12 protein-coding genes are annotated in these 14,404 nt (G+C 55.4%); 3 read left to right on the forward strand and 9 right to left on the reverse strand.

From position 1 onward, the window contains the following. Positions 1–50: 50 nt before the first annotated feature. The 6 genes from AC0QDI_RS03720 to AC0QDI_RS03745 all read right to left on the reverse strand — a co-directional run bounded on the left by AC0QDI_RS03720 (position 51) and on the right by AC0QDI_RS03745 (position 9,444). Entirely contained in the window at positions 51–1,694 is a 1,644-nt protein-coding gene (locus tag AC0QDI_RS03720) for an ATP-binding protein (protein ID WP_474665341.1), read from the reverse strand. Next, on the reverse strand, positions 1,694–2,401 hold the full coding sequence (locus AC0QDI_RS03725) for a DUF8166 family protein (protein WP_474665343.1): 708 nt from the start codon (positions 2,399–2,401) through the stop codon (positions 1,694–1,696). The genes AC0QDI_RS03720 and AC0QDI_RS03725 overlap by 1 nt, the downstream gene beginning before the upstream one ends. A gap of 31 nt (positions 2,402–2,432) precedes the next feature. After that, the gene (locus AC0QDI_RS03730; protein WP_474665345.1) at positions 2,433–3,698 is read right to left on the reverse strand and encodes a DNA double-strand break repair nuclease NurA; all 1,266 of its coding nucleotides are present in this window, start codon (positions 3,696–3,698) and stop codon (positions 2,433–2,435) included. Further along, positions 3,698–6,409, reverse strand: a complete 2,712-nt coding sequence (locus tag AC0QDI_RS03735; protein ID WP_474665347.1) for an AAA family ATPase — start codon at positions 6,407–6,409, stop codon at positions 3,698–3,700. The genes AC0QDI_RS03730 and AC0QDI_RS03735 overlap by 1 nt, the downstream gene beginning before the upstream one ends. Continuing rightward, the gene (locus AC0QDI_RS03740) at positions 6,406–7,923 is read right to left on the reverse strand and encodes a metallophosphoesterase family protein (protein WP_474665349.1); all 1,518 of its coding nucleotides are present in this window, start codon (positions 7,921–7,923) and stop codon (positions 6,406–6,408) included. Before AC0QDI_RS03740 ends, AC0QDI_RS03735 begins: the two co-directional genes overlap by 4 nt. Before the next feature lie 723 nt (positions 7,924–8,646). Continuing rightward, positions 8,647–9,444 carry a hypothetical protein gene (locus AC0QDI_RS03745; RefSeq protein WP_474665351.1) on the reverse strand — a complete coding sequence of 266 codons (798 nt, stop codon included), beginning with the start codon at positions 9,442–9,444 and terminating at the stop codon, positions 8,647–8,649. A gap of 103 nt (positions 9,445–9,547) precedes the next feature. Here AC0QDI_RS03745 and AC0QDI_RS03750 point away from each other — a divergent pair, with 103 nt between their 5' ends. Next, positions 9,548–11,677, forward strand: a complete 2,130-nt coding sequence (locus tag AC0QDI_RS03750; protein ID WP_474665353.1) for a DUF262 domain-containing protein — start codon at positions 9,548–9,550, stop codon at positions 11,675–11,677. Positions 11,678–11,909: 232 nt separating this feature from the next. On the opposite strand, the gene AC0QDI_RS03755 is transcribed toward AC0QDI_RS03750, so the two are convergent. From AC0QDI_RS03755 to AC0QDI_RS03765, 3 genes are all read right to left on the reverse strand, one after another. Then, positions 11,910–12,431 (reverse strand): hypothetical protein, encoded by a 522-nt coding sequence (locus AC0QDI_RS03755; RefSeq protein ID WP_474665355.1) that lies wholly within the window; start codon positions 12,429–12,431, stop codon positions 11,910–11,912. A 69-nt stretch (positions 12,432–12,500) separates the two neighbouring features. Continuing rightward, positions 12,501–12,785 carry a hypothetical protein gene (locus AC0QDI_RS03760; protein ID WP_014053177.1) on the reverse strand — a complete coding sequence of 95 codons (285 nt, stop codon included), beginning with the start codon at positions 12,783–12,785 and terminating at the stop codon, positions 12,501–12,503. Between the two features lie 103 nt (positions 12,786–12,888). Further along, entirely contained in the window at positions 12,889–13,617 is a 729-nt protein-coding gene (locus tag AC0QDI_RS03765) for a hypothetical protein (protein WP_474665357.1), read from the reverse strand. 238 nt (positions 13,618–13,855) lie between these two features. Between AC0QDI_RS03765 and AC0QDI_RS03770 the strand changes: the two genes are divergently transcribed. Continuing rightward, the gene (locus tag AC0QDI_RS03770) at positions 13,856–14,008 is read left to right on the forward strand and encodes a DUF7837 family putative zinc-binding protein (RefSeq protein ID WP_474665359.1); all 153 of its coding nucleotides are present in this window, start codon (positions 13,856–13,858) and stop codon (positions 14,006–14,008) included. A gap of 167 nt (positions 14,009–14,175) precedes the next feature. Further along, positions 14,176–14,403: a hypothetical protein gene (locus AC0QDI_RS03775; protein ID WP_474665361.1), complete on the forward strand. Its 228-nt coding sequence runs from the start codon at positions 14,176–14,178 to the stop codon at positions 14,401–14,403. Position 14,404: the final 1 nt, after the last annotated feature.

Raw genomic sequence — 14,404 nt, forward strand, 5'->3', positions numbered from 1 at the left:
GTATGCATCACACTGTTTGTATCAGATTGTGAGGGTTCAAACAGAATCCATTAATCAAGACTCTGAACGCCAGTCGAGTCTCCTTCCCCGAAATCAGCAGATTCGGACTGTGTCGGTTCACGTTGCCGTTCGTCGTATGCTTCGCGCCATTCCTCGATGACTGGCCGGCTTCCAGCACCGTGCGGTGTGCGTCGCTGTCGAACCTGGATCAGTGCCGGCGTGTTCATTGCATCACCAGACACGACCGCTTGCCCTGGGGTCAAACCGGGCAACTCTCGAAGCACGTCTTCGCCAGCGGCCTCCACGGAGTTTTTGATCGCGTCCTGGTCACTCGGATTTTTGATCTGCATCGAAATCTGCGTTCCGCACTGCGACAGAACGTCTTGATCGATTTTCGACGGGCGTTGACTGATAATCCCGAGTCCGAATCCGAACTTGCGGCCTTCAGACGTAATCGTTCGCATGATCCCTAGCGATGGGGCTTCACCGGAGGCTGGAGCAAACCGGTGCCCTTCTTCGAACAAGGCGAAAATCGGATGCTCGATATCTGAATCCCGGTTCCGCACGTCACCGAGTCGCTCTCGATACATTCGTCGCAGAAGAACGGTCGTAATAAGTTGCTGATCCCGCCGATCCAACGTATCCATCTGAAGAACGGTACACTGCCCTGGGTCTACGATTTCATCCAGCGGCACGTTCTCTTCAGGATGGAAGAGGTCATTTCGCTCGATCGATCGGCGGAGCCGCCACTCTAATGCGCCGACACTTGCGTCATCAGCCCCGAACTCGGCTTCCATTTCCGCAATGAGCGCATCGATCCCCCACGTCCGGCTTTCACGGTTCTGCATCGATCGCCACGCCGTCGAGAGGCGATCTTGCATTCGGTTACTCGGGTTATCCAACACCGCCATCACATCGCCGATTTCCAACTCGGAAATTCGAACGCGAAGCCGCTCTGGATCGTAGTAGACGACATCTGGGTCGTACCCATCTGCACCTTGGAACGCCTCTTCACCCTGCATTTCCGCCAGCGTATCGTACTCACCGTGCGGGTCAAACACGAGTAGTGATGCACGCGAGCTCGGACGCATCATCTCCTCGATCAAGACCGACGCTGTGTAGGATTTCCCGCTCCCAGTTGATGCAAGAATCGCTAGGTGTGTCGAAGCGAATTCTTCGATCGGAATGTGTAGATTTGTCGCCTCTGCCGGTCGATTCAACAGCCAGCCGACGTGCGCGACTCCATCAAGTGTTGTGACATCCGTGCTGTCAGTTTCACAGCCGAGATTCGGCAACACGGTTTCGAGTTGTTGATGCGGTGCGATCGACAGTGGCGTCCCCGGGTCAGGCAGCTGGCGAGGATTAGCGAACGTCGTCATATTCGTGTCATAGTACCCGATGACCGTTGCTGTCAACCGGTACAACTCGGTCTCATCAGTCGGCACACCGAGCGTTGCCGCAACTGTCTCCGGCCCAACCTCCGGATCCGCAAGGAACCCTTCAGGAAGCCCCCGAATCAGTTCACGGTTCGTCACGCGAGCGAACACCGATCGTGGCTCACCTTCAACCGAGACAGTGTACGTGATGAACTCACCTGTCTTGATCGACTTGTCTGACGGAGTCACGAACACGAATTCGTTCGGATCTTCACCCGGTCCAGCGACAGTTCCGACCACGTCTGATCGGTCTACCATTAGACCACCCCTCGCTGTTCACGCGCTTGCCACTGCACGTTCTGTTCAACCACATCTAGTACTCGCTGGTTTGGACCGTCATCCGGGAGCATCCCTCGTAACCGGTCAATCAGTGCGACGATGACCTCCGACCCGAGGTCACCAGCAATATCCAAGAGCCGGTCCATGTACGCCAACTGAATCTGATCGTCGACGGTATGGAAGGAAACCGTGACCTGATCCGGACAGTGGAAGACGGTATCCTCGACTTCTAACGTCCACCGGGGCATTTGATGCGTTGGCTCCTGTATTGCCCCATCCTCGGTGACGACTGCGGTACCGAGAAGCGCCACGCCAGCGAGCGTGGTACGCTCTTCAATGTATCCCGGCGTGAATTGAGCCTGATCGTCCTGCGCTAATCGCGGCCCGGTTCGTCCCTGGTCTGGATCGACTAACTGCGTGTCATAAATCACTCCCATAACCGCGTACTCAGTTCCGTCGACGGTTTTCTTGATGAAGACTGGTTGCCCGAACTCGCGCTCGTGAAGTTCCGGTGGACGATCACAGTCCCGTTCCTTGTACACCTCAACGACGTAATCTAAGTGGCTGTTCGAGGACACGATGCTGCCAATCCGAACGCACGAATCGAGATCCGGACTGTCTTCGTTAGTTGCTGTGTCTGTCATAGCTCCGTCTCCGTACTGTTGTCTGGTCGTCGAGCGGTGCATCCTGCTGGTGCGTGTGGGGTGTGGTGGTGAATCATCGTCGTCGAAGTTCCTTGCTTAGCGCTTTGCCGTCCCATTCCAACGGCACATCGTTCGATTCAGCCCAGCGTTGGACGACACGCTGGAACTGTTGGCGGTCTTGATGGTCTAACACAGCGTCGCTATCGGCCTGTTGCAGAATTTCAGGATAGCCGCGTCCGATGCCTGCTTCTGCCCGCACAACATCGACCGTGTACTCGTACATTGAATCGTACCCGTCGGGACCGGGGCTGCGGCACAGCCACCCGGGGAATTCGATTCGGTCGAGTCCAGCGCCTGGCGGCACGTTCAGGTACGAGAACAAGATGTCATCGCGGAATTCGTACGCTTCCCCGTCGTACATTGTCTGCAACGCGTCGATGCTCCCATCACGTTTCGAGATGAACGGGATCGTCGTATCGCCCCACGGGCTCATCAGCTCTGTCAGGACGTGCGCATCCGGAATGACGCGGTCAGTCTCGAACTCCTCGCGCAACAGGAGTCGCGTCATCTTCACGAGTTCAGTCGCGCTCGAGCCTGCGACGTACCCGACTAGCGGGATCTCGTGGTGCTGACTCGCTGCAATAACTCGACTCAGCGTCGAGATGTACCGCTCTCGGGTCTCCGGCTTCAACGGATTCGCAAACGACGCGATCAACGGCCCGTCATAGAATACGACCGGCGTATAGCCGATATCGCCTGCATCACGCGCGTCAGCTAAGTCCGAGAGCTGGTCGATGAGTAGCCGCCCTTCGTGTTCGAACCGGTGATGCCCTACGAGTTGGGAATCAACGAATCGGTAGTCACCGTCCTCTGATTCTTGTGTGATCTCGTCAGGCGTCAAGAGTCGCCCGTCAACGCCGCGGTCAAGCCGTCCCTCGGCGTGATGATGGTTGACTGCCCATGCCGCTTGGATGTACGCGAGCGGGACGTTGAATTGCGTTGTCGGCGGGAGTTGTGACCCATCGACAGCCATCACCGGCACGTCACGAATAATATCGCGCGCCCACTCGTTGACCTCCTCGTGATTCTCCCACCCGTCACTCTCCGGGTACGGGACGATGAGACTGTCCACGTCATCGAACTCGTCCGTCGGATACGCCCCTGGGTATGACGCGTCTTGGAGCGAGGCTTGAATCTCAGCACTCGTCCACTCGCTGGGTAGCCGCTGAAACGCGTCTTGATACCGTTCTACGATCCCCGTATCGTCTTCGAGATACGTTTTAATCGTGTCAACGTTCGCCTCCAATTCAGACGCGACGCCGCGTTTATCGATCGGCATTAATTGACCGACACCTCTGACGTCTGCCGGTCTTTCTCGATGGTGATCGTGTAGTCAGTCATCGAATCGAACGTCTGGTCGTGGCTAATGACCGTGAGTTGCTCGAAGCTATCCAGTTGTTTGAGCTGGGTGACGAGATTCCGTTTCTTTTGTCGGTCGAGGTTTGCCGTTGGTTCGTCTAAGAACGCGATTCCCACAGACGCTAACTGTTCGAGAATCGCCAGTCGCACCGCGAGTGCAGCCGCCATCTTCTCCCCGCCACTCAGCGTTGAGAACGACTTTCGGACATCCGCATCGTGCACGATGATCTCGTAATTGCTCGTCCACTCTAGCGCCTCGGCCGACGCGCCGCGAATCGACCGGAACAACTCATTCGCCCGGGATCCAATCCGGTCCGTGATGATCTCGCGCATTTTCGGCCCGGCCTCCCGGACGTTCTCCCGAACCCAGTTGGCGAACTGCTGGTCCGCTTTCAGTTCCTTCACCTGCTGGAGTTTCTCCTGACGCTCCTCTAGCTTCTCCTCTAACTCCTCGATCGTTTCACGAACCTCCTCTAGGTTCTCCTTCTTATGCTCTAATGACCGCCGATCACCTGCCAGTTCCTCTTTGAGATCCTCGATTTCTGATTCCAGCGTCTCGAATCGCTCTTCATCGAACGACGCGTTCGTCTCCTCCAGTTCTGCCTCCGTCTCTTCGAGATCTGTTTCGAGATCCGCAAGCTCGCTCTCCAGGTCTTCGACTCTCTCTCGCCGATCCTCTACCTGTGACGCTTGCTGCTCGTGCTTGATATACGTCTGATGTGCTGACTCCGTCTCGTCCAGTGTTTCCTTGACCTCCGTTAACTTTTCATCCAAATACTCGAACGCTTCTAACTCGTCTTCGATCTCCGCCAGCGCCGAGTCTTCCTCCTCTAGTTCGGCCCGTTTTGCCTCCAATTCATCGGGGACATCAGCATGCTCCTTATCTCGGAATTCAGCAGTCTGGTACTCGTCGTATGCCTCCTTCAAGTCGTCTCGCTCGGCTTCGAGGTCCAGGAGATCCGCTAATTCGTCTTTCAAGTCTGCTAACTCCGCCTCTGTCTCTTTCTTCTCGGTACGCAGGTTTTCGATCTCATCTTCCAGCGACTCGATTTTGTCCCGGTGAACAGGGAGCTTATCAACGCGCTGTTTGACCTCCCTCGCCGTGTCACGCCGCTCACGCAATGCATCAAGTTCCTCGGCGAGTTCTTCTCGTTCTGTTTCGATTTCCTCGATCCGGACTTCACGCTGCTTCATCGTCTTCGACCGGTGATCCTCTTTTAACGGACGGTCACACGTCGGGCACGGCGCATCAACATCCGTGTCACGCAACCTGTCCAACTGTTCTTCAAGCCGCTCGCGCTCGCTCTCTAGTTGCTTCCGGCTCGCCTCCCGGTCGCTGATTTCATCGGAGAGCGCTTCCGGATCCGTCGTCGCTTCCCAATCGTCCTCTGTCTCCGCAATCGTCTCCTCTTTCGCCTCGATTTCGTGCTTCTTCGATTCGATCTGCTCTGCCAACTGCTCGATTTCCTCCTCGAATGCCCCTACGTCGTCCTCGCGGTCTTTCAGCGACTCAATGCGTTCATCGAGTTCCTCATACCGTTCTTTCTCTTCTTCACGCGCCTCCAACGTCTCCTGAGCTGCCTCCAGTTCTTCCAGGTCATCTTCGAGTTGCTCGACCTCGAATTGGATCGCCTGGATCGTATCTTCCTGTTCGTCTCGTTTCTCGACGAGTGCGTCTCGTTCGGCCTCCTGTTCCTCTAACTTGTCCTGCCGTTCGCGTGCCTCCTTGTACCGACGGTACTCCTCACGGTTCGCCTCGCACTTCTCCTGTGCCTCTTCGGCGGCCACGAGTTCCTCTTTGGCCGTCTCCAAATTGCTCTCTGTCGAGTCGATGTCCCCCTTCAGCGAGTCGGCTTCCTGGTCAAGACGGTCGATTTCCTCTTCAACGGCTTCCAGTTGCTCGTACTCCGCCTCCTTCTCCGACAACTCGCCGGTTTTCCGTTCGATTCGCGCGTCAATTGCTTCAACGTCGTCGGCCAACGACTCCGCTTCCGCCCGCTCGTCCGGCAGACCCTGTACCTCGCCAGTGAGCGTATCAATGTCCCTGCGGAGATCCTGCTGTTGGTTCTCAATCGCGTCCGGAACGTCCTTGAGCGTCTCCCATGACTCCTCGTACGCGTCAAGATTCAGGAGCGCATCGAACGTTGCTTTGCGATTCCGAGGCGTTTGCGAGAAGTCCGACAAGAATCGCGTTTGGGGTACCCCGATGCTGGAACTCCAGAGACTGCTAAGCCCGTCTCCATCTTCAACATCGAAGCGCGCACACAACCAGTCCACCAACTGTGTCTTGGAATCGATGTCTTGATCGATCCACTCGTCAGCATCGGGATCATACCGGTGCACGCCGTACTTCGACCGGCCGACCGATCGAACAACTTTGTACCGGTCCGTCCCGTTCTGTGTGTCCTGCTCGAACGTGACTTCGACCGTTCCGGAACTCGCGCCTTCTCGCACAAACTCCTTGTTGTTGAAGGGGAGCGAGTCGAACAACGCGAATCCGATGGCCTCCTGAACCGTCGATTTCCCCGCGCCGTTCTCACCGAGAATCGCCGTCACGCCGCCTTCGATCGGCACGACAGTCCGGTCCCCGTACGATTTGATGTCTTCCAGCGCAGCCTCCGTGATTCTCATTGCTCCACCACCTCCCCTGTCTCCGCCTCTCCGTCTGCTTCATCGCCGCCCATCGTGTCACCAGACGTCTCCTCGCCTATGTCGGCATCGGCGAACGGATCTTCTTCAATGTCCAGCACGACGTCGTCTGTCAGTTCTGGGAACAACTCCTGGCGCGCCGAACTCACGGAGTCACGAATATCCTCAACGGCTTCGCCAGCTTGGGCCATCTGATGAGCGTTCCCTAACACGTCAGCGACATCGGCTGCGTGGTCATCGTAGATCGATTCCTTCGCAATCGTCTCGAAAACGCGGTGCTCTAACGCAGCCGTGTTCAACTGCCCATCCTTGAACACTTCGTCCTCGTCAATCTCTGAGAGGAGTTGCTGCACGTTCGCCGTCCGAATCCCTGTATTCACCTGGACGTACAACGCGTCGCACGCCTCTTCCACCCACGCCGCAAGTTCATCCGTCCGGAAATCCCCACGGCTAAACTGCAACGTCCCCGTGAACCGAAGGTCGATAATCGATTCCCGCGGCTCGCCTCGTGCCGTGAACTCATCCTGACTACAGTACTCTGTTATCGCAGCCTGCTCGTCCCGGACATGGTTCTGAAACGCGGTTTCGAGGTCGCCAGGTGACTCATACGCAGTAACATCGAATTCAATCTGGTAATACGGCCGTCGCTTCGTCGGATGGTGCTCCGTATCGAAACCAATCGCGTCACCACCAGCCTCGGATCCTCCGGCATCGAGTCTGACTGAGTAGTAACCGTGCTCCCACTCAGCCCGCCCTTCCCGCGTGTTATGCGCTTCCGGCGACCCGGGATTGTAGATCCACCCACCCGACTCGTACCGCTTGTGAATGTGCCCGAGCGCCAGGTAATCCACGACGTCCTTCACGTCTCGCAGCTCGCCATGGGTTACTGTCCCGCCGAGCGTCGGCACCTCGTCTTCCATCCCGAAATGCGCCAGCAACACAGTCCACGCCGGCTCACCATGCATCTCATTCGTCTCCTGGATTCCCTTCGCTACCTGCTGGAGCGCCTGGTCTGTCTTCGCGCCGCGCCACTGCAGGCCGAACACGCGAATCGGCCCGTCTACGTCCGCGGCATCAATATCATAAAACCCTGCAGACTGCCCCGGTTCGTCCGGATCGTACGGGTTGAGCCACGCTGTCTCCGGGTCCGCATTCAGATCAGCCTGCAAGAACACGATGTGTCCGCGCTGATGAAGGTAATTCAGCCACGTCACGTCACGCGGCGTCAGATTCTCGTCGTGATTACCGCGCGAGACTAACACCGGTACCTCATCGGGGATCTGTTTGAGTTCCTGTTCGATCTGATGCAGGATCTTCGGCCGCAGATCCCGCGAGTGGAACAGGTCACCCGGTAACAGAATCGCATCCGTCTCGCGCTCCTCAATCATCTCTTGGAACGCAGCACGCGTGGTCGATACCATATCGTCCTCGCGTTGTTTCAACCCGTATTGTCGATGGCCAAGGTGCGTATCAGCGATGTGTGTGAGTGTCAACATTATCAGTGTATCGTGGAGGGTACTTGTTCAGCCGAGCGTGCTACCAAATCACGGGCCTGAAAGTATGTGACTACGTGTGACCTGACGGCTATTAAATACCAGTCAACCAGGGTGAAAGTAGATCAAAGACGATATACAGCATAGTTATCCATACGGGTGTTCAGAAATCAAAATGTTGGAGTCTCTAAGCTCTCTACTTTCACTTTGGATGGCTCGGTTTCTTACGAATCGTCGCTGTAATAGCAACATAGACGTATGACCTCCAAGATCTGCCAAGCAATCCAGGAAAACCGCGTAATCGAATTCCGCTATGACGGTCATTACCGAAAAGTCGAACCGTACTGTCACGGCACCAGCAAACGCGGCAAAGAATCAGTACGAGGGTATCAGGTCGCAGGAGGAAGCAACTCTCGCAGTATCCCGTTCTGGCGACTCTTCACCGTCGCAAAGATCGGAGATCTAAGCCTCACCGACGAAACATTCCAAGGAAACCGACCAGCGTACAACCCGAACGATAAGGATCTACGCGTCCACTGTAACATCTAACTCGGAGTTCTCAACGACCAATTTCCGCTTAGCGCATCCAGATTTATACTTGGCACGAGTCTAATCTCAAACACGTTGGCACCGTCCTACGTGAGCCGGGGTTCAGATATCGATGAAGAACTCGCGGAGCGGCTGATTCAGCGTGTACAAGCGGATCCCGCAAAACCGTGGACTATCTTAGAAGATTTCATCGGCATCACTTTCTGTCCAGTTCGTATCGTAGCTGGAGAACACTGCGGCGTCGAAGACACAGGGTAGCACATCGGCTGTCAAGCAGCCATCCTGAACGATGTCCATGATGAAGTGGTAATACTCCGGCGTGCTGAGTCCTGACCCGGAAACGTGGTAGGGAAGATCGAAGTTCTTGTTCAGCCACTTCGTGATACGAGAGTCAAGTGGAATCTCGAACCTTGTCAGACCGAGAATCTGGAGGATGTTCCGCGCTTGCTTTGACCCTACTCTGTGGAGTCCATCACCAGCGAGCCGCTCGGACAAGTAAGTCGCTGCTTCCCGCTCCGTCCCCGGATCGCCGGCTTTCGGCTCCCGGGTTCGAGCCTCAAGCAACAACTCTAATTCACTCCACAGTTCGTCCCACCCGCCAGAGTCCAGACGTTCAAGATTCGTCTCACAGGCATTGCCGATGTTGTTGTAGTACCGAATCCCTCCGTGTTCTTCGAGCGTCTCGGAAACGAATCCGCTGACGTCATCGACATCCCGACACTGATCGAGACTCACCGTCTGAATTTTGTTCTTCAGAAATTTGGAGACGTGACTGTCCGGTCCTGAGCGCTGCTGGGAGGTGAGTAGTGCTGCGAGATGCGCGTTCCAGAACTGATCCGGAGTAATTTCGATCTCGGCTTTGTTCACGTTCTGTTCCCGTCGTTTCTGCACAAACGGGTCGTCTTCTTGGTCAGCAATTATCTCAAGAACGTTGTCGATTTCCTCATCCGAGAACGTCCATTCGACCTGAGCCATACGCATCCGTCTTATGCACCGCCGAAAAATCTGTTGAGGATGCTTTAACTCCAGTAGCGTGATTCCCACAGGAACTTTCTGCCTTCTCTGAGCAATCAGGTGTATGGAATCGGGAAAGAAATCGTTAGAAGAACTGACGACAGCAGGGGTGTTCCACGTTCCGGAGTACCAGCGGTACTACTCGTGGACCGAGCCGGAGTGGGACGACCTCTGGACTGACCTCTACACGCTACCTCCGGACAAACAGCACTACTTCGGGACGATCATCATCCAGAAGACGGACGAAACGGAAAGCGGCGGGAGTACTGGTGGATACGGCTCTTCCAGAGAGAAACCGATCAACCTCCTCATCGATGGCCAACAGCGCATCACCTCGCTTGCGTTGTTAGTGCGCTCAATGACGGAGTGTCTGGAGAATATCGCCCCGGAAACGGATCACGAGGCTGAGATACTCGGTGACGTCGAAGTGATGCACGAGACGCTTCTTGTTGAAGACAACATCTATCAGCTCCAATTACTTGACGAGGAGGACAACAAGTACCTCGAATGGCTGCTTACCGGGCACGACGTCCATGAACCTGAGCGCCCGTCCCAGCGGAAGATGATTGAGGCGAAGGAATACTTCGACGAGCAGCTCGATGATCTCACTGCGTCCCCCGATGTCAATCCTGTAGACGTCGCCACCGAACTCAAGCAACTCTGGGAGACCATCCTCGAACTCGAACTGATGGTGTACGTTGTTGACGCAGCCAACCCGGAGAAGGCGACACTCATCTTCGACAGTGTCAACGATCGCGGTCGGTCCCTCTCAACGTTCGACAAGACGAAGTCATTCCTGATGCGGATGGCCTACCTCGCTGCGGCCGACGAAGCTGAGGCCCAAGCAACCATTCGCCGCATTCGGCAGTCCTTCGGAGAGATGTATAATGACCACCAGACGATGCTGGAGTCACCGTACGTCACCGACATCAGCGACGATGCGGTCCAGCGGTACCACTTCATCTCGTACTTCGACTGGTCGAACTCCGACGAGTACAGCGATCCCGCCTTCCTCACCGAACTGAAAGAACACGTTCGCACGCTTCGAAGGGAAGACCCTCAAGCGTGCTTGGAATACATCCGCGACTACACCAACAGCTTGGAGCGCGGGTTCAACGCGTTAGCGAAAGTACTCGACCGTACTGGCGACGACGACATTTCGACGCTCGTCCAGCGGATACATCGCCTGCGTCATGCGACGAAGTTCTACCCGTTGCTCCTCAAAGCCTGGCCGAACCTCGATGAGGACGGGAGACAGGAGCTTCTGAACGCGATTGAGACATACATCTTCCGCGTCTACTCCATCGGGAACCATCGGAGCCACACTGGTGAATCCAGCCTCTACGTCCGCACTCGGAACCTCAGCAAGGACAGCCCTGCGGATGTCTGGGTGAGCAAAGTCGTCTCCCTGATGAATCGATACGAGGACGACTCGCAATTCCGACGGTCACTGTCCGCTGCAGACCTCTTCTCGAAAGCAAGCTCACAGGATCTCCGGTACCTCTTCTACTTCTACAACGAACACCGAGCTGACGAGAAGGGTGAACGTGGGGGCCCGACGCTCTCGGAAGCAATGAGTAACGAATACACGGTCGAACACATCTGGCCACAGAGCCCTGACGAACTCCCTATCAAGGATGCCGACGAGTATCCGAGTCCCGAAGCTCGGTACGACGCATATATTCACCGTCTCGGGAACCTCACGTTGGCGAGCAGATCCTGGAACTCGAAGTGGGGGAACGCTACGTTCGAAACAAAGCGCGACGACGGGTATGTCGAATCGAAGCTCTGGGTGCAGTGGGACATCCAGGACAACTATGACGAGTGGTCCGTCGAAAATATCGAGGACCGTGAGGAGGCGATAATCGAGTTTGTTCTCGAAGAATGGGAGACCCCTGAGACACGTCTTGGCGGCGTTGAAGAGCCTGCAGACGCCATTGACCGGCTTACGACGGAGGAACAGTTCGTCCTCAAGGCGCTCCGACAGAACACCGGCGGCGCGGTTCGCCGCGTCATCCACGGCGATGTGTGCGAACTCCCCGATTCACCGTTTAACGAACCAAATTCGAACGCTACAGAACGGAACGAAGTGGGTTCGATTCTGAGCCGCCTCCAGAACGTTGGTCTCGCTGAGCAAAACAAGCATACCTGGTCCCCCACCGACGAGGCGCTTACCGTGGATACCCCCACCTGACACCCGGTTTCTGCCATCCGTCGCATTGGGACTTCAAGGTGCTCGACGGCCAGGCGGAGGGACGGTTCCGTATCGGGGACAGTCTCCATGTCTTCGCGGATATCGACGACGCGGACGATACGATCCGCGTTTACCGTGCGGCGCGGCGGGAAAACCTGTACCGGTAGTAGATTAGTCCAGACGGACTTTTTCTGACGGGAGGGACTGTCGTAGGATCATATCCATGATCTGATTAGTTCAAATACGGAACATATATGAGGAGGACACTGGCGATGAGAACTGGCAGTTCGTTCAGCAGTTTCCAGTTCCGGATCTCTATATGTATTAACGCATATCCGAGGAGGATGACGGCGCCACTGGTCTGGACGACTACATAATCCGCATAGGTTTCGACCACTTTAGGGATGAACAGGCCGATAACGATACCGACAACTGTCATCAACCCAATTTTCGTAAGAAACGCCATCTCCTTCCCATCAAAGGTTCTCGTGAATGCTTTGAAAAACCGGTTGCCTTGACTGAACAGTTTCCAGCCAAACATTCCGACAATGATCCCCTGCAATGCGGCAATCACGATTTCACCGAGTGAGATACCGTGCTGAAACGTCATATGATCAAGACTTCGAAGCATCCCTGTTACCAGTCTGATCTCGGTATGGATGGAGACGCTGATGAACGCAGCGCCGATTAAGAAGTAGATTTCCCAGTTATCATACTGACTGTCGTCAATCCTCTGCTGTACCTCGTTCAACATCTGCCGAAGATACTCTTCTAATCAGATATCAACCTTCGCTGAAAGAACTGGCGTGACGATAGCGGCAAATCAGTCGTCGATCCTCGTCGCAGTGAACCCAAGTTCTTCGACGAGATTGGTGCATCGCCGGGTGTGTCCTTGCCGTCGTTCCGTACCAGTTGCATGGGCGATGGCTCGGCCGACGATATACTTGAGTGGATAGTCATGGCCGCCGTAAGACACGTACCAGTGCTTCGCACCGTGATTCTCGCTCGGATCGGTCTCTGCCAACGCAGTAAGGATATCCACGTTGGTGACAGCGATTGGTTCATCAAGATTCGGCCACTCTATCGTGGCTGCGGTGATTTCTGTCATGTACCTCAGAGGTACGGATGGGCAGCCTAAATCATTGATGGCCCGACAACTTCTCGATTTTGAGATGTATGGACTGAGACACAGCCGTAGAAGTATCAGTTGATCATGCGAGGTTCTCGTCTAGGACGCGCTTGATCACCGTTGTCTTGGGCTGCTTCTCAACCTCTTCCTCGAGATTCCGTGACAGATCAAACTGGTCACCAAGTGTGTCATCCTGGCCCTGTGCGATTTTTCCCCACCACACGTCATCGTCATCTGCCAGCACAAAGAGAAAAGTCCGAATACGGTCTTTCTCCGTCTCCTCATCGAGGATCCGGTTGTACTTGTAGACTTGGCCCAGCACCTTGTCTTTCGAGAGATTCCCTGCGATCTTTGATTCAATCAGGTAGCATTTGCCCGTCGGCGTGTGTTCAACGTAGAGATCGAATTCCGTACGGGTATGGTCGTGAACCCGATGCTCCCGATACACCTTGTAGTCATCACCAAACTCGTTCCGGAGCGCTCCATACATTTGCATGGACATCATGAGTTCCCGAGGCCGTTCCTCACCACAGATCGGTGTCTGCAACAGGACATGCTTGATTCGGGTCTCCGGTAGATACGGGCTTTCACGGAGAACCTCGTCATGGATCTGCCGGACGATTTGCTCAAACGAGTACTCACCATCCTCCACGGAACTTTTCGCAGAATCGCGGATACGTTTGGAAAAAGCTGTTTTCGCTTTCCCAGGAGGGGATACCTCACACCAGTCACATCGGCGGCGAATCGCCCGCAGCTCGCTTTCATCAAGTGTGTCGAGAACCCGGTACAGCCCGTGCCATGGACTCGCCATACAGATCCAGCCCGCAGTGCATCAGTATAGCTCTATGGAAACTCATCTCCACGAGACTATTTGAGTTCGTATGATCTTCTGGATCTCTGTTGAAGGACAAACTTTGACACTATCATCCGCGTAGTTTCAGTTTCACCGCGGTTGGATCGGCTATATACGGATCTAGGAACGATACTGGAAGTAGAGGGAGCATCCCCAACCACCCTGTCACAGTCACACGCTCCCTCTCGCCTAATCTATGTCCACGACGAACCACTCGTCTCTCGGTACGTGCCCGTTCTGCCACGCCGCAATCACAACGATCGACGTGATCCTCGAACACGAGACCGAGACGAGACCAGCAGTATACGCGGAGTGCCCCGAATGCCGCGACGTCGTGAACCCGGAGTGACCTATCGTATCATGCTATCCAAATGTATGGACCGTCTGCTGTCCCGGACAGACCAGACAGGAGTCGTGTACGAGTGCCGGCGGTGCGGAACCTCTGTCGACAGTGATACTACTACCTGTCCTGCATGTGGTGCAGACGCGATCATCCAGCACCAGATATCCTGACCGATGGCAGAGGAATATGACCAGGTCCTGGACGTTGTGGCGGAGAATCCAGGAGCCACCGCCGAGGAAATCACGGACCTGGCACGTGACCGCAGCATCAACAACACCGATATCTCGGACCCCCTCTCACAGGCGGTCAGCAACAACGATCTTGTTGAATTCGATGGACGGTACTGGGTGATGAGGACAGGAAAATACCGGTTCAACCGGTACGACCATCCAGAGACCTGAT

The sequence above is a fragment of the Natrinema sp. LJW11 genome (assembly GCF_056135975.1).

Excerpts from the sequence above, each read along its gene's own strand:
- AC0QDI_RS03720 (WP_474665341.1), bottom strand. The coding sequence starts at position 1,694 with ATGGTAGACCGATCAGACGTGGTCGGAACTGTCGCTGGACCGGGTGAA.
- AC0QDI_RS03725 (WP_474665343.1), bottom strand. The coding sequence starts at position 2,401 with ATGCACCGCTCGACGACCAGACAACAGTACGGAGACGGAGCTATGACA.
- AC0QDI_RS03730 (WP_474665345.1), bottom strand. The coding sequence starts at position 3,698 with ATGCCGATCGATAAACGCGGCGTCGCGTCTGAATTGGAGGCGAACGTT.
- AC0QDI_RS03735 (WP_474665347.1), bottom strand. The coding sequence starts at position 6,409 with ATGAGAATCACGGAGGCTGCGCTGGAAGACATCAAATCGTACGGGGAC.
- AC0QDI_RS03740 (WP_474665349.1), bottom strand. The coding sequence starts at position 7,923 with ATGTTGACACTCACACACATCGCTGATACGCACCTTGGCCATCGACAA.
- AC0QDI_RS03745 (WP_474665351.1), bottom strand. The coding sequence starts at position 9,444 with ATGGCTCAGGTCGAATGGACGTTCTCGGATGAGGAAATCGACAACGTT.
- AC0QDI_RS03750 (WP_474665353.1), top strand. The coding sequence starts at position 9,548 with ATGGAATCGGGAAAGAAATCGTTAGAAGAACTGACGACAGCAGGGGTG.
- AC0QDI_RS03755 (WP_474665355.1), bottom strand. The coding sequence starts at position 12,431 with ATGTTGAACGAGGTACAGCAGAGGATTGACGACAGTCAGTATGATAAC.
- AC0QDI_RS03760 (WP_014053177.1), bottom strand. The coding sequence starts at position 12,785 with ATGACAGAAATCACCGCAGCCACGATAGAGTGGCCGAATCTTGATGAA.
- AC0QDI_RS03765 (WP_474665357.1), bottom strand. The coding sequence starts at position 13,617 with ATGGCGAGTCCATGGCACGGGCTGTACCGGGTTCTCGACACACTTGAT.
- AC0QDI_RS03770 (WP_474665359.1), top strand. The coding sequence starts at position 13,856 with ATGTCCACGACGAACCACTCGTCTCTCGGTACGTGCCCGTTCTGCCAC.
- AC0QDI_RS03775 (WP_474665361.1), top strand. The coding sequence starts at position 14,176 with ATGGCAGAGGAATATGACCAGGTCCTGGACGTTGTGGCGGAGAATCCA.